This is a genomic window from Agromyces ramosus, from assembly GCF_030817175.1.
GTDB lineage: Bacteria > Actinomycetota > Actinomycetes > Actinomycetales > Microbacteriaceae > Agromyces > Agromyces ramosus_A.
This window is the reverse complement of sequence record NZ_JAUSYY010000001.1, coordinates 245335-267068: the sequence shown is the minus strand read 5'-3', so window position 1 is coordinate 267068 and position 21734 is coordinate 245335. Positions and strand designations below refer to the sequence as shown.

General features: G+C 70.7%; 21 protein-coding genes. 19 read left to right on the top strand and 2 right to left on the bottom strand.

What is annotated here, in order from left to right:
* Positions 1 to 2 precede the first annotated feature (2 nt).
* The 7 genes from QFZ26_RS01240 to QFZ26_RS01210 all read left to right on the top strand — a co-directional run bounded on the left by QFZ26_RS01240 (position 3) and on the right by QFZ26_RS01210 (position 7023).
* Positions 3 to 560: an FHA domain-containing protein gene (locus QFZ26_RS01240; RefSeq protein WP_307038670.1), complete on the top strand. Its 558-nt coding sequence runs from the start codon at positions 3 to 5 to the stop codon at positions 558 to 560.
* Between the two features lie 114 nt (positions 561 to 674).
* Positions 675 to 2129, top strand: coding sequence for a 3-isopropylmalate dehydratase large subunit (gene leuC, locus QFZ26_RS01235; RefSeq protein WP_307038669.1), 1455 nt, complete (start codon positions 675 to 677; stop codon positions 2127 to 2129).
* Positions 2130 to 2131: 2 nt separating this feature from the next.
* On the top strand, positions 2132 to 2752 hold the full coding sequence (leuD, locus tag QFZ26_RS01230) for a 3-isopropylmalate dehydratase small subunit (RefSeq protein WP_307038668.1): 621 nt from the start codon (positions 2132 to 2134) through the stop codon (positions 2750 to 2752).
* Positions 2749 to 4119: a UDP-N-acetylglucosamine 1-carboxyvinyltransferase gene (gene murA / locus QFZ26_RS01225; RefSeq protein WP_307038667.1), complete on the top strand. Its 1371-nt coding sequence runs from the start codon at positions 2749 to 2751 to the stop codon at positions 4117 to 4119. Before leuD ends, murA begins: the two co-directional genes overlap by 4 nt.
* Positions 4120 to 4159: 40 nt before the next feature.
* Positions 4160 to 4903 carry a lysophospholipid acyltransferase family protein gene (locus QFZ26_RS01220; protein ID WP_307038666.1) on the top strand — a complete coding sequence of 248 codons (744 nt, stop codon included), beginning with the start codon at positions 4160 to 4162 and terminating at the stop codon, positions 4901 to 4903.
* Entirely contained in the window at positions 4893 to 6032 is a 1140-nt protein-coding gene (locus QFZ26_RS01215) for an NAD(P)H-dependent glycerol-3-phosphate dehydrogenase (RefSeq protein ID WP_307038665.1), read from the top strand. The genes QFZ26_RS01220 and QFZ26_RS01215 overlap by 11 nt, the downstream gene beginning before the upstream one ends.
* The gene (locus QFZ26_RS01210; protein ID WP_307038664.1) at positions 5932 to 7023 is read left to right on the top strand and encodes a D-alanine--D-alanine ligase family protein; all 1092 of its coding nucleotides are present in this window, start codon (positions 5932 to 5934) and stop codon (positions 7021 to 7023) included. The genes QFZ26_RS01215 and QFZ26_RS01210 overlap by 101 nt, the downstream gene beginning before the upstream one ends.
* Here QFZ26_RS01210 and QFZ26_RS01205 read toward each other — a convergent pair.
* Positions 7020 to 7550, bottom strand: a complete 531-nt coding sequence (locus QFZ26_RS01205; RefSeq protein WP_307038663.1) for a DUF3515 domain-containing protein — start codon at positions 7548 to 7550, stop codon at positions 7020 to 7022. The genes QFZ26_RS01210 and QFZ26_RS01205 overlap by 4 nt on opposite strands.
* 24 nt (positions 7551 to 7574) lie before the next feature.
* Here QFZ26_RS01205 and thiL point away from each other — a divergent pair, with 24 nt between their 5' ends.
* Positions 7575 to 8603, top strand: coding sequence for a thiamine-phosphate kinase (thiL, locus tag QFZ26_RS01200; RefSeq protein ID WP_307038662.1), 1029 nt, complete (start codon positions 7575 to 7577; stop codon positions 8601 to 8603).
* Here the strand turns inward: thiL and rsmD are convergent.
* Complete coding sequence (rsmD, locus tag QFZ26_RS01195) at positions 8573 to 9172, bottom strand: 16S rRNA (guanine(966)-N(2))-methyltransferase RsmD (protein WP_307038661.1); 600 nt, start codon at positions 9170 to 9172, stop codon at positions 8573 to 8575. The two genes, thiL and rsmD, sit on opposite strands and share 31 nt — an antisense overlap.
* 49 nt (positions 9173 to 9221) lie before the next feature.
* Between rsmD and QFZ26_RS01190 the strand changes: the two genes are divergently transcribed.
* The 11 genes from QFZ26_RS01190 (at position 9222) to QFZ26_RS01140 (ending at position 21732) form a co-directional block, all read left to right on the top strand.
* On the top strand, positions 9222 to 10031 hold the full coding sequence (locus QFZ26_RS01190; protein ID WP_307038660.1) for a tetratricopeptide repeat protein: 810 nt from the start codon (positions 9222 to 9224) through the stop codon (positions 10029 to 10031).
* On the top strand, positions 10028 to 12271 hold the full coding sequence (locus QFZ26_RS01185; RefSeq protein WP_307038659.1) for an ATP-dependent DNA helicase RecG: 2244 nt from the start codon (positions 10028 to 10030) through the stop codon (positions 12269 to 12271). Before QFZ26_RS01190 ends, QFZ26_RS01185 begins: the two co-directional genes overlap by 4 nt.
* A 51-nt stretch (positions 12272 to 12322) precedes the next feature.
* Complete coding sequence (coaD, locus tag QFZ26_RS01180; protein ID WP_307038658.1) at positions 12323 to 12814, top strand: pantetheine-phosphate adenylyltransferase; 492 nt, start codon at positions 12323 to 12325, stop codon at positions 12812 to 12814.
* Between the two features lie 53 nt (positions 12815 to 12867).
* Positions 12868 to 13842: an AAA family ATPase gene (locus QFZ26_RS01175; protein ID WP_307044872.1), complete on the top strand. Its 975-nt coding sequence runs from the start codon at positions 12868 to 12870 to the stop codon at positions 13840 to 13842.
* A gap of 3 nt (positions 13843 to 13845) precedes the next feature.
* Positions 13846 to 15225 (top strand): DUF58 domain-containing protein, encoded by a 1380-nt coding sequence (locus tag QFZ26_RS01170; RefSeq protein ID WP_307038657.1) that lies wholly within the window; start codon positions 13846 to 13848, stop codon positions 15223 to 15225.
* Positions 15215 to 17539 (top strand): DUF3488 and transglutaminase-like domain-containing protein, encoded by a 2325-nt coding sequence (locus tag QFZ26_RS01165; protein ID WP_307038656.1) that lies wholly within the window; start codon positions 15215 to 15217, stop codon positions 17537 to 17539. The genes QFZ26_RS01170 and QFZ26_RS01165 overlap by 11 nt, the downstream gene beginning before the upstream one ends.
* An 11-nt stretch (positions 17540 to 17550) precedes the next feature.
* On the top strand, positions 17551 to 18117 hold the full coding sequence (locus tag QFZ26_RS01160) for a YceD family protein (protein WP_307038655.1): 567 nt from the start codon (positions 17551 to 17553) through the stop codon (positions 18115 to 18117).
* Positions 18118 to 18119: 2 nt separating this feature from the next.
* The gene (rpmF, locus tag QFZ26_RS01155; RefSeq protein ID WP_022891802.1) at positions 18120 to 18323 is read left to right on the top strand and encodes a 50S ribosomal protein L32; all 204 of its coding nucleotides are present in this window, start codon (positions 18120 to 18122) and stop codon (positions 18321 to 18323) included.
* A gap of 91 nt (positions 18324 to 18414) precedes the next feature.
* Positions 18415 to 19077, top strand: a complete 663-nt coding sequence (rnc, locus tag QFZ26_RS01150) for a ribonuclease III (protein WP_307038654.1) — start codon at positions 18415 to 18417, stop codon at positions 19075 to 19077.
* Positions 19078 to 19141: 64 nt separating this feature from the next.
* Positions 19142 to 20371: an ROK family transcriptional regulator gene (locus tag QFZ26_RS01145; RefSeq protein ID WP_307038653.1), complete on the top strand. Its 1230-nt coding sequence runs from the start codon at positions 19142 to 19144 to the stop codon at positions 20369 to 20371.
* Positions 20372 to 20523: 152 nt separating this feature from the next.
* Positions 20524 to 21732 carry a glycoside hydrolase family 76 protein gene (locus QFZ26_RS01140; protein WP_307038652.1) on the top strand — a complete coding sequence of 403 codons (1209 nt, stop codon included), beginning with the start codon at positions 20524 to 20526 and terminating at the stop codon, positions 21730 to 21732.
* Positions 21733 to 21734: the final 2 nt, after the last annotated feature.

Sequence of the window (21734 nt, the reverse complement as noted above, 5' to 3'; positions counted from 1 at the left end):
GCGTGGCCGCGCCCGATTTCATCGTTCCCCCTCCGGGGTTGGTGCCTCCTGCGCCCGAGCACACCGAGCCCGAACGCACGGTGCAAGCCGCGCCCGGCCGGGTGCTGCCGACCTTCGTCCCGGCGGCGCCGCCGCGGGCGGTCCCCTCGCAGATGCCGTCGGTACATCCCATGCCGGGCCCGCCTCCGGCGCCGGTGGCTGCCGAGGCCTCGCCCGGGCCGTGGCGCCTGACGGGCGAGCGGGAGTTCGATGTCGTCGTCGCAGGTCGTCTCGTGCTCGGCCGAGACCCGGTCGCGGTGTCACCGTATGCCGACGCGAAGCCGGTCCCGGTCGTCGATCCGGCGCGATCGGTGTCGAAGACCCACGCGCTCGTCGATGCGGCGCCCGACGGCGTGTCGGTGACCGATCTCCACTCCACCAACGGTGTGCGCATCCGAACCGCCGATGTCGAATTGCACGAGCTCGCCCCGGGGATTCCGGCGGTCGTCCCGCCGGGAGCGTCCATCCTGCTCGGTGACCTCGAGTTGCGTGTGCAACGACTCCCCGGCGACACGGTGTAATCTGGGGGCGTGCGCGCTCCACGACTTCTTCGGTGCCGCGACGGGGCTTCGTTCTAGCCTTCCCGTCGCGGAGTCCGTCGTCGGCTGACCCCTGAACCTGAGGAAGACGAACGCATGAACACCATCACAGCTTCGGGCGATCGCCCGCGCACCCTGGCCGAGAAGGTCTGGGAAGCCCATCTCGTCAAGAAGGGCGAGGACGGCACGCCCGACCTCATCTACATCGACCTGCACCTCGTGCACGAGGTCACGAGTCCGCAGGCGTTCGACGGCCTCCGGCTGGCCGGCCGGCCGGTGCGGCGTCCCGATCTCACGATCGCGACCGAAGACCACAACACGCCGACGCTCGCGATCGACAAGCCCATCGCCGATCCGACGAGCCGCACGCAGATCGAGACGCTCCGGCGCAATGCTGCCGAGTTCGGCATCCGACTGCACTCGCTCGGCGACGTCGAGCAGGGCATCGTGCACGTCGTCGGCCCGCAGCTCGGGCTCACGCAGCCCGGCATCACGGTCGTCTGCGGCGATTCGCACACCTCAACGCACGGCGCCTTCGGCGCCATGGCGTTCGGCATCGGCACGAGCGAGGTCGAGCACGTGCTCGCCACACAGACGCTCCCGTTGAAGCCGTTCAAGACGATGGCCATCAACGTCGAGGGCAGCCTCCGCCCGGGCGTCACGGCGAAAGACATCATCCTCGCCGTGATCGCCAAGATCGGCACCGGTGGCGGGCAGGGCTACGTGCTCGAATACCGCGGCAGCGCCATCCGGGCCCTCTCGATGGACGGCCGCATGACGGTCTGCAATATGTCGATCGAGGCCGGCGCCCGGGCCGGCATGGTGGCACCGGATGCCACGACCTACGCGTATCTCAAGGGTCGCGCTCACGCACCCGAGGGCGCCGACTGGGACGCCGCCGTCGAATACTGGCAGACGCTCGCGACCGACGACGGAGCGACGTTCGACGCCGAGGTCTCCATCGACGCCGACACGCTCGAGCCGTTCGTCACGTGGGGCACCAATCCCGGACAGGGCGTCTCGCTCAGCGAGTCGGTGCCCGACCCGGCCACGATCGCCGACCAGCACGAGCGCGCCGCCGCCGAGCGCGCCCTCGAGTACATGGCCCTCGAGCCCGGAACGCCGCTGAAGGACATCCGTGTCGACGCGGTCTTCATGGGCTCGTGCACGAACAGCCGCATCGAGGACCTGCGGGCCTTCGCCTCGGTCATCAAGGGCAAGCACAAGGCCGATGGCGTCCGCGTCATGGTCGTGCCCGGATCGGCGAGGGTCCGGCTCGAGGCCGAGGCGGAGGGCCTCGACAAGGTGATCGAGGAGTTCGGCGCCGAATGGCGGTTCGCGGGGTGCTCGATGTGCCTCGGCATGAATCCCGACCAGCTCGCGCCCGGCGAACGCTGCGCCTCGACCTCCAACCGCAACTTCGAGGGCCGGCAGGGCAAGGGCGGCCGCACCCACCTCGTGTCGCCGCTCGTGGCGGCCGCCACGGCCATCAGGGGCACGCTCTCGGGTCCGTGGGATCTCGAGGGCTCGAGCGAGCCGAAGGGCGAATGACCATGGAGAAGATCACCACTGTCACGGGCACTGCCGTGCCGTTGCGACGCTCCAACGTCGACACCGACCAGATCATCCCCGCCGTCTTCCTGAAGCGGGTCACGAAGACCGGCTTCGAAGACGCATTGTTCTTCGCCTGGCGCCAGGACCCCGATTTCGTGCTGAACCGACCCGAGTTCGCGGGAGCCCGCATTCTCATCGCAGGCCCCGACTTCGGTACCGGATCGAGCCGTGAGCACGCCGTGTGGGCGCTCAGGGACTACGGCTTCGACGTCGTCATCAGCTCGAGGTTCGGCGACATCTTCCGCGGCAATTCCGGAAAGCAGGGACTCGTCGCCGCGCAGGTCGCCTACGAGGCGGTCGAGCGCCTCTGGGAGGCGATCGAGGGGGAGCCGGGAATAGCGGTGACGGTCGATCTGGTTGAGCGTAGGGTGAGCGCCGGTGCGCTCACCGTGCCGTTCGACATCGACGACTACACTCGGTGGAGGCTTCTCGAGGGGCTCGACGACATCGGCCTCACCCTCCGGGACGAGAACGCCATCGCCGAGTTCGAATCACATCGAGAAGCTTGGCGGCCGAAGACGCTTCCCATCAGGGAGCCGGCAGAATCAGGGAGTCTGTGAACACACTCGGGCAGGACGCCAAGAACCACGGAACGGCGGTCGGGTTGCAGGTCGACAAGATCACCATCAACGGGGGCAAGCCGCTTCGCGGCCGCATCGAGCTCAAGGGCGCGAAGAACCTCGTCACGAAGGCGATGGTCGCCGCGATCCTCGGTGACACGCCGAGCGTGCTCAAAGACGTTCCCAACATCAGCGATGTGCGCATCGTGCGAGGCCTGCTCGAGGTGCACGGCGTGACCGTGACCGACGGCGCGGTCGACGGCGAGCTCATCCTCGACCCATCGGCGGTCGAGACGGCGCACATGGCAGACATCGACGCGCACGCGGGTTCGTCGCGCATCCCGATCCTCTTCTGCGGTCCGCTCCTGCATCGCCTGGGCGAGGCGTTCATCCCCGACCTCGGCGGCTGCCGCATCGGCGACCGCCCCATCGACTACCACCTCGAGGTGCTGCGCAACTTCGGTGCCATCATCGAGAAGCTCCCGAGCGGCATCCGAATGTCCGCGCCGAGCGGGCTGCACGGCGCGAAGGTGTCGTTGCCCTACCCGAGCGTCGGAGCCACCGAGCAAGTGCTGCTGACCGCGGTGCTGGCCGACGGCATCACCGAGCTCTCGGGCGCAGCCATCGAGCCCGAGATCATGGATCTCATCAACATCCTGCAGAAGATGGGCGCGATCATCACGGTCGACACCGACCGCGTCATCCGCATCGAGGGCGTCGAGAAGCTCGACGGCTACACGCACCGTGCGCTCTTCGACCGCAACGAGGCTGCCAGCTGGGCCGCTGCCGCCCTCGCGACCGACGGCGACATCTTCGTCGGCGGTGCACGTCAGGCCGAGATGCTCACCTTCCTCAACGTCTTCCGCAAGGTCGGCGGCGACTTCGAGATCCAGGAAGACGGCATCCGCTTCTTCCACCCGGGCGGCGAGCTGAAGCCGGTCATCATCGAGACCGACGTGCACCCGGGGTTCATGACCGATTGGCAGCAGCCGCTCGTCGTGGCCCTCACGAAGGCGCACGGCGTCTCGATCGTGCACGAGACCGTGTACGAACAGCGTTTCGGCTTCGTCGACGCACTCGTCGAGATGGGTGCGTCGATCGACGTGCACAAGGAGTGCCTCGGGGCAGGGGCGTGCCGGTTCGGCCAGCGCAACTTCCAGCACTCCGCGGTCATCTCCGGTCCGACGCACCTGACCGGCGCCGACATCGAGGTGCCCGACCTTCGGGGCGGCTTCAGCCACCTCATCGCGGCGCTCACGGCCGACGGCCGCTCGACGGTGTCGAACGTCGGGATCATCGCCCGTGGCTACGAGAACTTCATCACGAAGCTCGAGCTCCTCGGGGCGGACTTCGAACTCGAAGCATAATGGGGGAGTGCCACACGACGACTCGCCTCCCCACGCTGCTGTGAAGGCACGTTCGGAGACCCGCCGGCCCTCGTTCTTCTGGTTGCTCGCCGCCCTCGTGCTGCCCATCATGAACCTGGCGGTGCGATTCCGGTTCCATCATCCTGAGCGGATGCCGCAGAGCGGCGCGTTCGTGCTCGCCCCCAACCACTACAGCGAGATCGATCCGGTCGTCATCGGCGTGGTGAGCTGGAAACTCGGACGGGCGCCGCGGTTCCTCGCCAAGGCGTCGCTGTTCAAGAACCCGCTGCTCGGGTGGCTCCTCCGCACGTCGGGGCAGATCCCGGTCGAGCGTGCGGGCAGCAAGAGTCACGCTGCGCTGCGCGCCGCGGAGGAGCTCGTCGAGAAGGGCCGCCTCGTGGTCGTGTATCCCGAGGGGTCGCTCACGCGTGACCCCGACCTGTGGCCGATGCGCGGCAAGACCGGAGCGGTGCGCATCGCGCTCGAACGCGGCATCCCGATCATCCCGGTCGCGCACTGGGGCACCCAGGCCCTGATGCCCCGCTATGGCAAGAAGCTCAGCCTCTTCCCCCGCAAGACCATCGACGTCATCATCGGCGAGCCGCTCGACCTCGGCGCCTACCGCGGTCGGCCGCTCGACCAGTCGTCGCTCCTGAAGGCCACCGCCGAGCTCATGGACGCCATCGCCGCGCTCCTCGGCGAGGTGCGAGGCGAGCCCGCCCCGCCGCAGCGCTGGGACCCCACGGCCCACGGCCAGAAGGAGACCGGCAGACTTGAAGACTAGGACGCAGGGCCGCAAGGGCCATGGCAAGCGGGTCGCCGTCCTCGGCGCGGGCAGCTGGGGCACGACGTTCGCGAAGATCCTCGCCGACGGCGGGGCCGACGTGGTCATCTGGGCGCGCCGCCCCGAGCTCGCGCGCGAGATCCAAGAGGCGAAGCGCAACAGCGACTACCTCGCGGGAGTGAACCTGCCGCTCGGACTCCGTGCCACGAGCCGCCTCGACCTCGCCCTCGCCGGGGCCGAGCAGGTGTACATCTCGGTGCCGAGTCAGTCGCTGCGCGAGAACCTGAAGGTCATCGCACCGCACCTCCACGCCGAGGCCACCGTCGTGTCGCTCATGAAGGGCGTCGAGAAGGCCACCGGGTTGCGCATGAGCGAGGTCATCGCCGAGATGCTGCCGATCGATCCGTCGCAGATCGCGGTGGTCTCGGGCCCCAACCTCGCCCTCGAGATCGCCAAGGAGCAGCCCACCGCGGCGGTCGTCTCATCGACGAGCCTCGAGACCGCGCAGGCTGTGGCATCCATCGCCCGCAATCGCTACTTCCGCAGCTTCGTGAACACCGACGTGATCGGCACCGAGTTCGCCGGCGTGCTGAAGAACCTCATCGCCGTCGCGATCGGCATCGTCGACGGCGTCGGCTACGGCGACAACACGAAGGCGTCGATCATCACGCGCGGCCTCGTCGAGATGACGGACTTCGCGGTCGCCTATGGTGCCCAGCCCGAGACGCTCGCGGGACTCGCCGGGCTCGGCGACCTCATCGCCACGAGCCAGTCGCCGCTCTCGCGGAACAACACCGCGGGCCGGCTGCTCGGCCAGGGCTATCACCTGAACGACGTCGTGCACCAGATGCAGCAGACCACCGAGGGGCTCGCATCGGTCGCGCCGATCCTCGAGCTCGCCCGGGCGAAGGGCGTCGAGATGCCCATCGTCGAGCAGGTGCGGCAGGTGCTCGCCGGCACGCTCGACCCGCGGGACATCGCGCCCCACCTCACGACCGATGACGAGCCGCAGGGCGAAAGGACGATCGATGGACAAGCTCAGGGTGGTTCTGCTCTTCGGCGGGCGTTCAAGCGAGCATTCGATCAGCTGCGCAACGGCGGGGGGAGTGCTGGGAGCGATCGATCGTGATCGCTACGAGGTGATCCCGGTCGGGGTCACCCGCGACGGCGCCTACGTGCTGGAATCGGATGACCCGGCGCGGTTCGCCCTCGATCCCGATGCGCTGCCCGAGGTCGCCGACAACGACACCCGGGTGCGCTGGCCCGAGAGCGCTGCATCGCGCGAGCTCCGCGTGGTCGACGCCGCCGGCGAGCGCTCGCTCGGCGACGTCGACGTGGTCTTCCCGATCCTGCACGGTCGCTTCGGCGAAGACGGCACGGTGCAGGGGCTGCTGGAGCTCCTCGGCCTGCCGTACGTCGGCAACGGCGTGCTCGCGTCGGCGATCGGCATGGACAAGCACTTCACGAAGACGGTGCTCGAGGGGGCCGGCATCCAGGTCGCGCCGTGGGTGACGCTCACACGTGGCGCGCTCGAGGCCGACCCCGAGCTCTGGCAGCGGCGCACGCGCGCGCTCGGCCTGCCGGTCTTCGTCAAGCCGGCGCGGGCCGGCTCCTCGGTCGGCGTCACGAAGGTCGACGACTGGGCCGAGCTCGACGGGGCGCTCGACGTCGCCTTCGCCGAAGACCGCTCGGTGCTCGTCGAGGCGGCCGTCGAGGGCCGGGAGATCGAGTGCGGGGTGCTCGAGGGGAGCGACGGCACCGGAATCGGGGTGAGCGTCGCCGGCGAGGTCGTCGTCACCGGACGCGCGTTCTACGACTTCGAGGCCAAGTACCTCGATGCCCCGGGCGTCGAACTGATCTGCCCTGCCGACCTCGGCGACGGCGAGCTCTTCGAGCTGCAGCGCATTGCTCGCCGCGCATTCGAGGCGGTCGGCGGCGAGGGCCTCGCCCGCGTCGACGTGTTCCTCACGGGCGAGGGGTTCGTCGTCAACGAGATCAACACGATGCCCGGCTTCACGCCGATCTCGATGTTCCCGACCTGCTGGCAGAATTCGGGGCTCAGCTACGCCGACCTGATCGGCGAGCTCATCGAGGTCGGGCACGCCCGAGGACCCCGCTAGTCGTCGGGCGCGTCGATGGCGTCATCGACCGACGTGCACGCGTCGACGGCCGGGATGACGGCGACGGCGGGCGAGAGGTCGGCGATCGCCGTGGTGCCCGAGACGACGTCGTTGTCGACGAGCACCTCGACGGCGGGCGTGCGCCCGTAGGTGGTGAAGAGGTAGCGGGGCGCGTCGCTCTCGTCGACGATCCAGTCGACGCCATCGACGCTCACGCAGCGCAGCGTGGTGGGGCCCGGCACGGGCGCGCCGCAGCGCAGCACCACCGACGCGGGGGTGCCCCAGGCGCCGGTGCCCTGCGCGTTCGTCTCACGCTTGGGCTGCTCGGCATCGGTGCCCGCCCCGATGACGTCGGGCAGGCGGACGACGACGGCTGCACAGTCGGCGTCGCTCGCCTGCGGCGCGGGATCGACGGGGACGGTCTGGCTGCACCCGCAGAGCACGAGGGCGCCCGCGAGCGCCGAGGTGACGGCGGCGAGACGGTGGATGCGCCCGCGGCGCGGCGAGGGCACGACTGGGTGAGGCATCCCGTTCAGGCTACCGTGAGAGGCATGACCGCGCCGGATCCTGAGCTGGGCCATGAGCGAGCGGATGCCGCGGCCGAAACCGCGACCGTGGCAGAGCTCGGCGAGGACGCGGTGCTCGCGCGCATCCTTCCGCGCCTCAGGCCGGGCGACGCCGCGATTCTCGGGGCCGGCGACGACGCGGCCCTCGTGCACGCCGCCGACGGCCGGTTCGTGGTCACGACCGACCTGATGGTGCACGGTCCCGACTTCCGGCTCGCCTGGTCGACCCCCTTCGAGCTCGGCTGGAAGGCCGCCGCGACGAATCTCACGGATGTCGCCGCCATGGGCGCGCGGCCGACCGCGCTCGTCGTCGCGATCGCCGCGCCCCCGTCGACCGACGTGTCGGTGCTCGAAGGCATCGCCGACGGACTCCGAGAGGGTCTCGCGGCGCTCGCGCCCGGCGCGGGAGTGGTGGGCGGCGACCTCTCGGCGTCGCCGGTGCTCACCCTCGCCGTGACCGCGTTCGGCGACCTCGCGGGGCGTTCACCGGTGCTGCGTTCGGGCGCGCGGGCCGGCGATGTCGTCGCACACGCCGGCGTGCGTGGCGATGCCGCCCGAGGCCTCGCCCTGCTCTTCGCCGAGGCGACCGATGCGACGGGGGAGCCCGATGCCGCCCTCGCCGACGACCTGCGCTCGCGGCATCCCGAGCTCGTGCGTGCGCAGCTCGCTCCGGCCCCGCCGGTCGCGGCCGGCGTCGTCGCGGCCCTCGCCGGCGCCACGGCGATGCTCGACGTCTCCGACGGCCTCGCTCGCGATGCGCGGCGCATCGCGGAGGCCAGCGGCGTCGGCATCGACTTCGACGGCGGGGCGCTCGGCCCCGACGCGCGCATCGCGCTCGCCGGCGCGGAGGACCACGGCCTGCTGGCCACGTTCCCGCCGGACACCTCGGTGCCGGAGCCGTTCATGACGATCGGACTGGTCACCGCGGCATCCGGAGTGCTCAGCGTCGACGGGCGGCCGATCGACACGCTCGGTTGGGATCCCTACTCGGGCTGGGATGGCCGAACCGGCTGACGCGGCGCGCGGCCGGCCCACCAGAGCGTCGTCTCGCCGTAGTCGCGCCGCCGGTCGACCTCGATGCCGGCGGGCCAGGCGGGCTCGGGCGAGCGTGCGCTGCGCTCGACGACGACGATCGCGTCGTCGGTGAGCAGCGGCGCGAGCAGCTCGAGGTCGCGCGTGAGGGCGGCCTCGCCGAGTTCGTAGGGCGGGTCGATGAACGCGAGGTCGATGCCGCCCGCGGCGCCCTCGAGGTAGGTCGCCACCGGACGGGGAATGACTCGGATGCGCACGGCGGCATGGCCGCGGGCGGCGCGCTGCACGGCGTCGGCGTTGCGCTTGCAGACCTCGGCAGCCGGTTTCGCCCGCTCGACGAGCGCCACCTCGGCGGCGCCGCGGCTCGCCGCCTCGAGGCCGAGCGCGCCGGACCCGGCGTACAGGTCGACGACACTGGCGCCCTCGATCGCGTCGCGGGACTCGAGCGCGGAGAAGATCGCCTCGCGCACGCGGTCGCTCGTCGGACGCGTGCCCGAGCGGGGCACGTGCAGGGTGAGGGAGCCGGCGAATCCGGCGATGATGCGGGTCATGCTTCCGGCAGCATATCGAGCCATCGCTCGGCGCTGCCATGATGGAGGGGTGGATGACTCGACCGACCAGGTGCCCGCCGAACCGTCCCGCCATCGAGGCGATGAGCAGCAGATGATCGACCGGCTGTGGGATTTCAGTGATCCCGCCGGCAGTGAGGAGCGGTTCCGGGAGGCCGCCGACGACGACGAACACCCCGCCCACGTGCGCGCCGTCATGACGACGCAGCTGGCGCGTGCCCTCGGCATCCAGGGCCGTGCCGACGAGGCGACCGCCGTGCTCGACGCGCTCGCGGCGGAGCCGCCGGCCACCGCCGCGCCCGAACGCGACGCTGCAGAGATCCGGGCACGCGTGGCGATCGAGCGGGGCCGCATCGTGGCGTCCGGCGGGCGACCCGCCGACGCAGTGCCCGAGCTCACCCGCGGCGTTCGCGAGGCGGCGCTCGCCGGCTCGCCCTTCCTCGTGCTCGACGCGCTGCACATGCTGGCGCTGCACGACGCCGGCCACGAGGAGGAGTGGGCCGCAGAGGGCTTCGACGTGCTCGCCGGCGTGCGCGATCCGCGCGTGCTGCGCTGGGGCGTCGCCCTGCACAACAACCTCGGCTGGACGATGCACGACAGCGGTCGTGCGGCGGCGGCCCTCACGCACTTCGAGCAGGCCGTCGAAGTCGCCGACGCCTACGGCACGGCAGAGCAGCGGCATGTCGCCCGCTGGTCGGTGGCGCGGTGCCTCCGCTCACTCGGTCGCACCGATGAGGCGCTCGAGGTGCAGCGCGCCCTGGCCGCCGCACGCCCCGACGACCCGTACGTGCAGGCCGAGCTGGCCGCGCTGACGGGGGCGGCGCCTACGATCGAGGCATGACGGCCGACGAAGCGGATGCCGCGGGCGCCGGTGGTGCGCGCGCCGGCGTCGGCGACGACGCGCCGTCGCTCGTCGGCGCCTACTCGCTCGACACGAAGCTCGCGGGGGCGCTCGGCGGGCGCACGGCGCAGGCGGTCGAGCGCGCCTTCGGCTACCTCACCGTCGGCGAGCTGCTCGCGCACTATCCGCGCCGTTACGCCCTCCGGGGCGAGCTCACGGCGCTCGCCTCGCTGCCGCTCGATGAGAACGTGACGATCGTCGCGGAGGTGCTCGAGGTGCGCGAACGGACGATGCGCTCGCGGCGGGGCTCCATCCTCGAGGCGAAGATCTCCGACGGAACCGGCATCCTCACCCTCACCTTCTTCAACCAGGCGTGGCGCGCACGCGAGTTGAAGCCCGGCGCACGCGGGATCTTCGCGGGCAAGGTCGGCGACTACAAGGGGGCCCGCCAGCTCGCGCATCCCGATTACGAGCTCTTCGACGAGACCACGCAGCTCTCGGCCGACGATGAAGCGGCGAAGCGCTGGGCCGAGTCGCCGATCCCCATCTACCCCGCGACCGGCACGCTCGCGAGCTGGCAGCTCGCGAAGTCGATCGCGCTGCTCCTCGACGGCCTCGGCCCCGTCGACGACCCGGTGCCCGCCGCGGTGCGCGAGAGCCGCTCACTGCTCGGCCAGCGCGAGGCGCTCGAGGCGGTGCACCGCCCGGCGAACGAGTCCGACTGGAAGTCGGCGCGCCGCACCCTGCGATTCACCGAGGCGTTCGTGCTGCAGACGGCGCTCCTCGAGCGGCGCGCCGAGCTGCGCGCGCACACGACCACCGCGAGGCATCCGTCGCCGGGGGGTGCACTCGAGCGCTTCGATGCCGCCCTCCCATTCGAGCTCACCGGCGACCAGGTCTCCGTCGGCGCAGAGGTCGCCGACGACCTCGCCCATCCGGTGCCCATGAACCGGCTCATCCAGGGCGAGGTGGGCTCCGGCAAGACCGTGGTTGCGCTCCGTGCGATGCTCGCCGTCGCCGACTCAGGCGGGCAGTCGGCGCTCCTCGCCCCGACCGAGGTGCTCGCCGGCCAGCACCTGCGCTCGATCGTGCGGATGCTCGGCCCCGAGCTCTCCGCCGAGCTCATGCCGACACTCCTGACCGGCCAGCTCCCGATGGCCGAACGCAAGAAGGCGATGCTGCGCGCCGCTGCCGGGCAGTCGCGCATCGTGGTGGGCACGCACGCCCTCATCGGCGAGACCGTCTCGTTCGCCGACCTCGGCCTCGTCGTCGTCGACGAGCAGCATCGCTTCGGCGTCGAGCAGCGTGAGGCGCTGCGCCTCAAGGGCAAGCACCCGCCGCACGTGCTCGTGCTCACCGCCACCCCGATCCCGCGCACCGTCGCGATGACGGTGTTCGGCGACCTCGACGTCTCCACCATTCGCGAGCTCCCTGCCGGCCGGGCGGGCATCGAGTCGCACGTCGTGCCGCTCGCCGCGCGGCCGGCGTGGCGGGCGCGCATCTGGCAGCGACTGGCCGAGGAGCTCGCACAGGGGCGGCAGGGCTTCGTCGTCTGCCCGGCGATCGAGCCGCGGGTCGCCGAAGACGACGGCGGCGAGAGCGGCGACGAGACGGATGCCGCGACGCCCGCGGCATCCGTCGCCTCGGTGCTCGCCGAGCTGCGCGCACATCCGGCCTTCGCCGGCTCGCGCATCGCCCCGCTGCACGGGCGCATGAGCGCCGACGAGAAGGACGCGACGATGCGCGGCTTCGCGGCGGGCGAGCTCGACGTGCTCGTCGCGACGACGGTCATCGAGGTCGGCGTCGACGTTCCCAACGCGAGCGTCATGGTGGTCGTCGACGCCGATCGGTTCGGGGTGTCGCAACTGCATCAGCTTCGCGGTCGTGTGGGCCGGGGGTCGGTCCCAGGGCTCTGCCTCCTCGTCACGTCGGCACCGGCGGGCTCGGTGGCGCTGCAGCGGGTCGAGGCCGTCGCCGCCACGCTCGACGGGTTCGAGCTCGCCCGGGTCGACCTCGAGCTCCGCCAGGAGGGCGACGTGCTCGGCGCGACCCAGTCGGGCGGCCGCTCGTCGCTGCGCCTGCTCCGCGTGGCGCGCGACGGCGACGTGATCGCCGACGCCCGTTCGCTCGCGCAGGAGCTGCTGGCGAGCGACCCCCGGCTCACCGAGCACCGCGCCCTCGCCGCCGCCGTGCGCCGCCGACTCGACGCCGAGGCCAGCGGATACCTGAGCAAGGGCTGAGACTCTGCACAGGCCCTGCCACGAAGGCCTCCGCGCACTACGCTGATTCGTATGCAGCGGATCGCCGTCGTCCCAGGATCGTTCGACCCCGTCACGCGCGGCCATCTCGACGTCATCGAACGGGCCGCGGGGCTCTACGACGAGCTGCACGTCGTCGTGGTGCACAACCCCGACAAGTCGGCGCTCCTGCCCATCTCGCAGCGTGTCGCGCTCATCGAGCGGGCCGTTGCCGATGCGGGCATCGTGGGTCGCATCGTGGTGGCATCGTGGAGCATGGGCCTGCTCGTCGACTACTGCACCGACGTCGGGGCATCCGTGCTCGTGAAGGGCATCCGCTCGCAGCTCGACGTCGCCTACGAGACGCCGATGGCCATCGTCAACCGGCACCTCGCGGGCGTCGAGACGGTGTTCCTCCTCCCCGATCCCGGCAATGCCCATGTCTCCAGCTCACTCGTTCGGCAGGTGGCGGCGCTCGGGGGCGACGTCGCCCCCTACGTGCCTCCCGTGGTCGCCGACTACCTCCAGGCGGCGATGACCCAATGACCGAAGCGGCGTTGACGATGAACGGCCCCGACGAGGCGACACCGGCGGAGCCGATGGGCATCGACGAGGTGGGTTCGCTCGCGGCTGCGATCGTGCAGAACGTCGAGGCGGTCATCGCCGGAAAGCGCGACGCCGTCACGGCATCGCTCACGGTGCTCCTGGCCGAGGGCCACCTCCTCATCGAAGACGTGCCCGGCGTCGGCAAGACGATGCTCGCGAAGGCCCTCGCCCGCTCGGTCGACGCGACCGTCAGCCGCATCCAGTTCACCCCCGACCTGCTTCCGAGCGACGTGACGGGCGTCTCGGTGTTCGACCAGTCGAGCCGACGCTTCGAGTTCAAGCGCGGCCCCGTGTTCGCGAACATCGTGATCGGCGACGAGATCAACCGGGCGAGCCCGAAGACGCAGTCCGCGCTCCTCGAGTGCATGGAGGAGCGCCAGGTCACGGCCGACGGCACGACCTATCGGCTCGAGCCCCCGTTCACCGTCGTGGCCACCCAGAACCCGGTCGAGATGGAGGGCACGTACCCGTTGCCCGAGGCGCAGCGCGACCGGTTCATGGCGCGCATCTCGATGGGCTATCCCGCCGCCCTCGACGAGCTCGCGATGCTCGCCACCCGCGAGACGTCGAGTCCGCTCGAGCACCTCGGCCCGGTCGTGAGCCTCGTCGAGCTCCGGGGCATGATCGGCGCCGTGCAGCACGTCTTCACCTCGCCGCCGGTCAAGGAGTACGCGGTCGACCTCGCCAGGGCGACCCGCGAAGACCGGCAGCTCCGTCTCGGCGCGAGCCCCCGTGCGACGCTGCAGCTCATCCGCGCGGCGAAGGCCCACGCCGCCATGCACGGGCGCGACTTCGTGCTGCCCGACGATGTCGACGCCCTCGCCGTTCCCGTGCTCGCACACCGCCTCGTTCCCACGAGCCGCGCGATCGGCGCGCACGACCGCGACAGCGGGCCGCTCATCGACGCCATCGTGCGTCGCATCGTGGGCGAGACGCCCATTCCGGTGGGCAGCGCGCGAAGGAGTTGACCGATGAGACGCCCCCGCTCTCTTCGGGCCGCCTGGCCGCGGCTCACCGGCCGCGGCGGTGCGCTCGTCGTGGTCGGCGCCCTCCTCCTCGCCGTGTCGCTGTGGTTCGACCTGCGTGACATCCTCCTGCTCGCGTTCGTCGGCATCGCGATGCCGATCGTCGCGGCCCTGTTCGTGCAGCTCCGTTCGCCCTACCTTGCGGTGACGCGGCTCTTCGCGCCGCCCGTGGTGGGTGCCGGAGGCGCCACCCGGGTCTCGCTCACGGTGCAGAACCGCTCACGGCGCACGTTCGACGGCGCGCACTGGCGCGACGAGGTGCCCGAACCGCTCACGGCCCCCGCCGAAGCGGTGCTGCCCGCGATCGGCCCATACGAGGGAGTGCTGCCCTCGGGTGACGACACCGTGCGCGTCGAGTACCGGGTACGGATGCCGCGACGCGGCGTGTACCAGATCGGGCCGCTGCGCGTCGGCATCACCGACCCGTTCGGACTCGCCCGCATCGAACGGCAGGTCGGCAGCGGCCATGAGGTCGTCGTGACGCCTCGCGTGACGCCGCTCGACGCGGCGCTCGGCTCCGCCGCGAGCGTCGACGGGGTGCTGCACGGCCTGAGGCGGCTCTCGCACCCGAACTCCGATGAGCTCATCGCCCGCGAATACCGCTACGGCGACCCGTTGCGACGTGTGAACTGGGCGGCGACGGCTCGTCGCGGTGAGCTCATGGTGCGCGAAGAGGAGCAGCGCGGCGACCCCGAGGCGCGCATCATCCTCGACACCACGCTCGCCGGGCGACCCCGGGTGTCCTCGCTGCGGCGCGAGGGCGACGCGGGAGTGCACTTCGGCTTCGAGCTGGGCGTGGAGGTCACGGCCTCGATCGGCGTTCACCTGCTCGAGCGCGGGTTCCGGGTGCGCTGCGATCGCGTCGGCGACCCCGAGCGCGGTGCGCTGTCCACCGAATCCGCGAGCGGCTACCGCATGCCGGGCGGCGATCGGATGTTCCTCGAAGACCTTGCACGGCTGGAGGGCCCGACGAGCCCGGGCGGCGACGAGGCGGCGTCGGCCGAGAATGCCGGCGGTGCGGCGCCGCGAGCGCGTGAGGCGCGCATGCCCGGCTTCGCGGTGCTCGTCGACCCCGACGAACGCGATGCCCGCACGCTCGTCGCCTTGCGACCCACGTTCGAGCCGGCCGTCGCCTTCGTCACCGAGGGCGTCTCGGCCCGCATCGTCGATGCGCTCGAGCACGCCGACTGGCGCGTGGTGCGCGTGCGCCGCCCTGGCGAGATCGGGGCGGCGTGGTCCGGCACCGCCGCGCCGGCGCGCACGCGATTCGCCGCGGCGGCCAGCCCGCTCGCCGTCGAGACCGAGGGGGTGGCGGATGCGCCCTGACCCCGCCCCGCTCTCGCGGGGGCAACGACTGGCCCTCACGGCTGCGTCGTTCCTGCTTCTCGTCGTGGCGACGATGGCGCTCGGCCCGCTCATCGCCGGCAGCGGGTGGTGGTGGCTCTGCGCGTTCATCGCGGCGGGCACGCTCTTCACGGGCGCCGGACTCCGATCCATCCGCACCCCGGCGTCCCTCGTCCCGGTGCTCGAACTCGTCGCGCTGCTCCTGCTCCTCACGCTCGTGTTCGGCGGTGGCACGAGCATCGCGCTGATCATCCCCACGCAGAGCACCTTCGAGGTCTTCGGCGAACTGCTCACGGGTGCGACGCGCACGATCGAGCAGCAATCGGTGCCGGCGATTCCGGTGCCGGCGCTCACGTTCGCGCTCGCGTTCGGCGTGGGCCTGCTCGCCGTGCTCACCGACGTGCTCGTGCAGACGGTGCGCATGCCCGCCCTCGCTGCGGCGCCCGCGCTCGTGCCGACCCTCATCCCGGGGTTCATCATCGAGGCGGGTGCCGACGTGCCGACGCTCGTGCTGACGGCCGCCGCGTACCTGCTCCTGCTCCGGGTGGATGTGCGCGTGCGCCGACGGGCCACGCTCGCTGCCGACCCCGTCGGCGACGATGCGGCCACCGTCGTACCGCCGGCGCGGGTGCCCATCGTCTCGACGCTCGGCGCGTCGCTCGGCCTCGCGGTCGTGGGCCTGCTCGTCGCATCGGTGCTCGCCGCGTCCACGCCGAGCATCTCGACGAGCCTGCTGCTCGGTTCACCGGGCCAGGGCAACCTCTTCGCCCGCGGCGTGAGCCCCTTCATCGACCTCGGGCGCGACCTTCGGCGCCCCGAGGCGAGCCCCGCGTTCCATTACCTCGCCCGCGAGGCCGATCGCCCCTACTTCACGCTGCTGACGCTCGATCGCTTCGAAGGAGAGGTGTGGGGCGCGACCGAGTCGTCCGTCGACGGCGACAACACCGTCGATCAGCTGCCTCGTCCCGTCGGGCTCTCCGACGAGGTCGAGACGGCGGAGCATCCGATCGACGTCATCGTCGACGACGTGCGCACGACTTGGCTCCCGGTGCCGTACCCGACCACGAGCATCGAAGGGCTCAGCGGCTCGTGGTTCTGGGACGACCGAGCGCTCACGGTGCGCAGCGTCGACACCAACACGGGCGGCCAGCGCTACCGCGCGAACCGGCTCGTCGTCGAGCCGACCGTCTCCCAGCTGCGCAACGCCGAGCTTCCGCGCTCGGCGGAGTTCGACCAGTTCCTCGAACTGCCCGAGGAGATGCCCGCGATCATCGGCGAGACCACGGCAGCTGTCACTGCCGGAGCGTCGTCGCCCTACGACGCGGCGGTCGCCATCCAGGCGTTCCTGCGCTCGACCGCCTTCGACTACTCGACCGAGGCGCCCGTCGAAGAGGGATACGACGGGGGCGGCTTCGATGTCATCGCCCAGTTCCTCGAGACGAAGGCCGGCTATTGCGTGCATTTCGCCTCCACGATGGCGGTGATCGCTCGCGACGCCGGAATTCCCGCACGCATCTCGATCGGCTACACGCAGGGCACGCCGACGCAGGAGCGCGTCAACGGCGTGCAGCGCGTCGACGTCGACTCGCACGACCTGCACGCCTGGCCCGAGCTGTACTTCGATGGGGTCGGGTGGGTGCCCTTCGAGCCGACGCCCGGACGCGGCAGCGTGCCCGACTACTCGCGGCCCGGCGCCGGCGAAGCCGGAACCGCGCCGGTCCAGAGTGCAGCGCCCGCCACGCCCGGCGCCGCCGATCGCTCCGACCTCGATCCCGATCGCGGCCTGGCCAATCCCTCGGGCGGTGCCTTCGGCGCCGACACGTGGTGGGTGCGCGGCTCGCTGCTCGCGATCCTCGCCGTCGTCATCCTGCTCCTCCCGGCCGCGTTGCGGCTGGGACAGCGCATCACCCGTCACGGTCGCATGCGTCGAGGTGAACGGCCGGCGGATGCCGCATGGGAGGAGCTCATGGCCTCGGCGCGCGACTTCGACGCGGGCGGCGATGTCGCCGAGACCCCGCGCGCCCTCGCGGCGCATCTCGGCGAGCGGCCGGCGTTCGCGGCCGGGCCGCAGCGCGACGCGCTCGTCGCGCTCCGCGACGCCGTGGAGCGCGAGCGGTACGGGCCGGCCGTGACGGGCCCGGGCGGCGCGAGGCTCCTCGACGAGCTCGCGCTGGCGCGATCTGCGCTCGCCGACGACGCCACTCCGGTCGAGCGCGCGCGCGCGACGTTCATGCCGCATTCCCTGTTGGAGCGGGCACGCGCGCTCTTCGGCGAACGTTCACGCGTCGGCGCGTAGAATCGTCGATCGTGGCCACGAAGCATTCACCGCTCAACCTGAACGTTCGCGATCTCATCAACCGTCCCGGTGAGATGCGCGAGGAACAGTTCACCGTCGATGTCGCCGAGCAGATGGGCGAGGGGCTCGTCGCGGTGCGCAGCGGCGCAGCACTCGATGTCGACGCCCGACTGGAGTCCGTGCACGAGGGCATCCTCGTGACCACCGAGGTCGACGCCGTCGCCGAAGGCGAGTGCGGGCGATGCCTCATCGACATCGCCCTGCCGGTCGAAGTCGAGTTCCAAGAGCTCTTCGGGTATCATTCTGGAGAAGCAATCGAGTATGAGGTTCAAGACGACCACGTGGATCTTGAATCGCTCATCCGCGATGCGGTAGTGCTGGCACTGCCGTTCCAGCCGGTGTGCCGACCGGATTGCCCAGGTCTCGACCCCGAGACCGGGCTCCGACTGGCCGATCATCCGGAACTCGTCACCCCTGAGCACAGCGATCCTCGCTGGGCCGCGCTCACCGGGTTCCAGGCTTCCGAAGACAGCGGTCCGGATGCCGAATCCGGGGCCGACCAGCAGAGAGAGAGATAGTCATGGCTGTTCCGAAGCGGAAGAAGTCACGCGCCCGAACCCACATGCGCCGCGCGCAGTGGAAGGCAGAGGTCCCCACGCTCGTCAAGACCGTCGAGAACGGCAAGGTCACCTACAGCCTCCCGCACCGCGCGAAGGTCGTCGAGGACTCAGCGGGCACGCCGCTCTTCCTCGAGTACAAGGGCCGCAAGGTCGCCGACGTCTAGTCGGCCGCAGACTCCCGATCGACCGGTCGTGACGCCGACGGAGCACGCAGGAACAGAGCCCAGCGCTCATCGGGATCGCACGCTCGACGAATTGCAGCGAACGCTGCACGTCGAGATCGATCCTGCCCTGCTGCTCCTCGCGCTCACGCACCGGTCATTCGCGTACGAGAACGGCGGCATCCCGACGAACGAGCGCCTCGAGTTCCTCGGCGACTCGATCCTCGGGCAGGCCGTGACGGTGAAGCTCTTCAACGACCACCCCGATCTCGACGAGGGCGAGCTGGCCAAGCGTCGCGCGAGCCTCGTTTCGAGTGTCGCGCTCGCCGAGGTCGGTCGTTCAATCGGCATCGGCCGGTTCATCCGCCTCGGCCGCGGTGAGACCATGACGGGTGGCGCCGACAAGCCGTCGATCCTCGCCGACACCGTCGAGGCGATCATCGGCGCCGTGTACCTCGACGCCGGCGGCGACGCTGCCACCGCGCTCGTGTTGCGCCTCGTGGCACCGCTGATGCAGGACCCGGCGCGATTCGGCGCCTCCATGGACCCGAAGACGAGCCTGCAAGAGATCGCGGCGCGGCGCGGCGCTCCTGCGCCGTCCTACTCGGTCGCCGAGAGCGGCCCTGATCACAACAAGCACTTCATCGCCACCGTCACGGTCGGCGAGCTCGTCGCCGCCTCCGGCGAGGGTTCGAGCAAGAAGCAGGCCGAGATGGCCGCGGCGCTCGAGGCGTGGACCCTGCTCAACTCACGCTGACGCGCCCGAGATCGCACCGGCCCCCGAGCGGCATACTGGTGACAGACTGCTCGAGGGGGGTTGCATGCGACGAGGCACGAACGTTCATGCGCTGGGCGGATTCAACCAGATCGTGATCCTCGACACGATCCGGCGCAACCGCGACGGATTGAGCCGAGTCGAGATCGCCGAGCAGACCGGCCTGAGCGCGCAGACCGTCTCGAACGTCTCACGCCGTCTCCTCGATGAGGGAATCATCCGTGAGGCGGGCCAGCGCATTCTCGGTGTCGGCAAGCCGCGCATCATCCTCGAGCTGGATCCATCCGGGGGCTATGCGATCGGCGTGCATCTCGATCCCTCGGTGATCACCTACGTCGTGCTGGACCTCGACGGGAGGGTCGTCGCGCACCAGGCGCTGAGGACCCCCTCGGATGTCACGCCCGATCGCGTGATCGCGAGCATGCGGGATTCCATCGAGGCGCTCATCGTCGAGGCGGGAGTCGAGCGCTCACGAGTCCTCGGCGTCGGAATCGCAGCGCCGGGCCCACTCGACCTCGAGCGAGGTGTCGTCCTCGATCCGCCGCTCCTCGAGGGGTGGCACGGGGTGGCCCTCAGGGAAGCTCTCGCGGAGTCCACCGGCCTGACGGTGCTGCTCGAGAAGGACGTGACCGCCGCCACGGTCGCCGAGCTCTGGATGAGTTCGCCGCATCAGCGCGATGACTTCATGTTCTTCTACTACGGCACCGGTGTCGGCGTGGGCTTGGCGATCGCGCACGAGGCCGTCCGGGGTGCGACGAACAACGCGGGCGACGCGGGGCACATCATCGTCGACCCCGACGGGCCGGTCTGCGGTTGCGGCCGCCGCGGATGCCTCGGCGACTCGATCATGCCGCGCCGATTGGTCGCCTCAGCGATCGCAACGGGCCTCATCGCGCGACCGGTGGGCCGCCTCGGCGCCACCGAGGTCGATGAGGGCCTCGCGCAGATCGCCGCGCTCGCCGAGGGCGGCGACGCCGAGGCATCCGACCTGCTCGAGGCGACGGCGAGTCGCATCTCGGTCGCGGTCGTCACGGTCGCGAACCTGCTCGACCTCGATACGGTCGTCTTCGGCGGACCCTATTGGAATCGCGTGTCTCGCGTCCTGCTGCGCCGCATCGCGGAACTGGTGAACTCGTCGCCCGCGCTCGTCACGACGCACCCCATCGGGGTTGCCGTCTCAAGCATCGGCGACGATGTCGCCGCGGTCGGCGCCGCATGTCTCGTGCTCGACGACGCGCTCTCGCCGCGCCCCTCGGCGCTGCTGATCTCGGGCTGAGGCGTCTGGGCAGGGGCCACGAGCGAGCTCCGGCGAGCGCCGATCAGGAGTCGGACGACTGTTGACAAGAATTAGTCCATGCGTTTTAGTTATACGGTCAGGCCCTCGGCAACGATGCCGCTGCGGCAGATCACTGGAATCAAGGGAGATCCATGAAGAGCACGCTTGCCGCCGCGGCCGCCGTCGCAGCGACCTCGGCACTACTGCTTTCCGCACTCACCCCTGCCGCGGCGGCCACCGCGGAGGAGCCTCGTTCCGCCGAGCGCCATCATGCAGCCAACCGGCACGACAACTCCGAACGCGCCGACGCGGCGTTCACCGCAATGCAGGAGCACTTCGCGGTCGCCGACGGGAGCGGTCTCTACCGCGAGCAGATCCCCGCTGAGTCGGGCGACCGGCCGTACGCGTTCGAGTGGCCGTTCTCGCAGGCCCACATCGCGATCGCCGATCTCGCCAACCAGCCCGGAGTGAACGGTCGCCGGTACGACGCGGCACTCGCGACGGCCGCGGCCGCACAGGAGCACTATTGGGATGCCGACGGCGGGTCGACCGGACTTCCCGGCTACGCCTCGTACCCCGTCGGCCAGTACGGCTCCGGAGGCGATTACTTCTACGACGACAACCAGTGGGTCGGGCTCCTCGATGTGCAGCGGTACCTGACCGACGGCGACGAGGCGGCGCTGGAGCGTGCCGAGCAGATCTTCGACCTCGTGGTGTCGGGCTGGGACTCGGACCCCAGCCACCCGAACCCCGGCGGCGTGTTCTGGACGCAAGCGCCCTGGAGCAATGACCGGAACACCGTATCCAACATGCCGGGCGCTCAGCTGGGACTGCGGCTCCACCAGATCACGGGCGAGCAGCACTACCTCGACTGGGCGCTGCGGATGTACACGTGGACCAACGAGAACCTGCAGCGGCCCGACGGGCTCTACTGGGATCACGTCGACCTGGCGGGCAACATCGAACGCACGATCTGGTCGTACAACCAGGGCGTGCCCGTGGGAGTGAACGTGCTGCTCTACGAGGTGACCGGCGAGCAGCAGTACCTCGACGAGGCCACGCGGATCGCGGAGGCCGCTCACCGCTACTACATCGACGAAGGGCGCCTGGCCGGCCAGCCCGCATTCTTCAACTCCATCTTCTTCAAGAACCTGCTGCTGCTGGAGTCGGTGACCGGTGGCTCGACCTACCGCGACGCCATGCAGGACTACGCCGATGAGGTCTGGTCGGAGAACCGCGACACGTCGACCGGACTGTTCGTCTTCGACGGCACGCACACCCAGCTGCTCGAGCAGGCCGCGGTGGTGCAGATCTTCGCGGTGCTCAGCTGGACGCCGAACCAGTGGCGCCACGTCTACTGACC

Coding starts and splice junctions, on each gene's coding strand:
- thiL (WP_307038662.1), top strand. CDS start 7,575: ATGACCGCGCCGGATCCTGAGCTGGGCCATGAGCGAGCGGATGCCGCG.
- QFZ26_RS01210 (WP_307038664.1), top strand. CDS start 5,932: ATGGACAAGCTCAGGGTGGTTCTGCTCTTCGGCGGGCGTTCAAGCGAG.
- rsmD (WP_307038661.1), bottom strand. CDS start 9,172: ATGACCCGCATCATCGCCGGATTCGCCGGCTCCCTCACCCTGCACGTG.
- QFZ26_RS01140 (WP_307038652.1), top strand. CDS start 20,524: ATGAAGAGCACGCTTGCCGCCGCGGCCGCCGTCGCAGCGACCTCGGCA.
- leuC (WP_307038669.1), top strand. CDS start 675: ATGAACACCATCACAGCTTCGGGCGATCGCCCGCGCACCCTGGCCGAG.
- QFZ26_RS01165 (WP_307038656.1), top strand. CDS start 15,215: ATGCGCCCTGACCCCGCCCCGCTCTCGCGGGGGCAACGACTGGCCCTC.
- QFZ26_RS01175 (WP_307044872.1), top strand. CDS start 12,868: ATGGGCATCGACGAGGTGGGTTCGCTCGCGGCTGCGATCGTGCAGAAC.
- QFZ26_RS01170 (WP_307038657.1), top strand. CDS start 13,846: ATGAGACGCCCCCGCTCTCTTCGGGCCGCCTGGCCGCGGCTCACCGGC.
- rpmF (WP_022891802.1), top strand. CDS start 18,120: ATGGCTGTTCCGAAGCGGAAGAAGTCACGCGCCCGAACCCACATGCGC.
- leuD (WP_307038668.1), top strand. CDS start 2,132: ATGGAGAAGATCACCACTGTCACGGGCACTGCCGTGCCGTTGCGACGC.
- QFZ26_RS01145 (WP_307038653.1), top strand. CDS start 19,142: ATGCGACGAGGCACGAACGTTCATGCGCTGGGCGGATTCAACCAGATC.
- QFZ26_RS01185 (WP_307038659.1), top strand. CDS start 10,028: ATGACGGCCGACGAAGCGGATGCCGCGGGCGCCGGTGGTGCGCGCGCC.
- coaD (WP_307038658.1), top strand. CDS start 12,323: ATGCAGCGGATCGCCGTCGTCCCAGGATCGTTCGACCCCGTCACGCGC.
- QFZ26_RS01205 (WP_307038663.1), bottom strand. CDS start 7,550: ATGCCTCACCCAGTCGTGCCCTCGCCGCGCCGCGGGCGCATCCACCGT.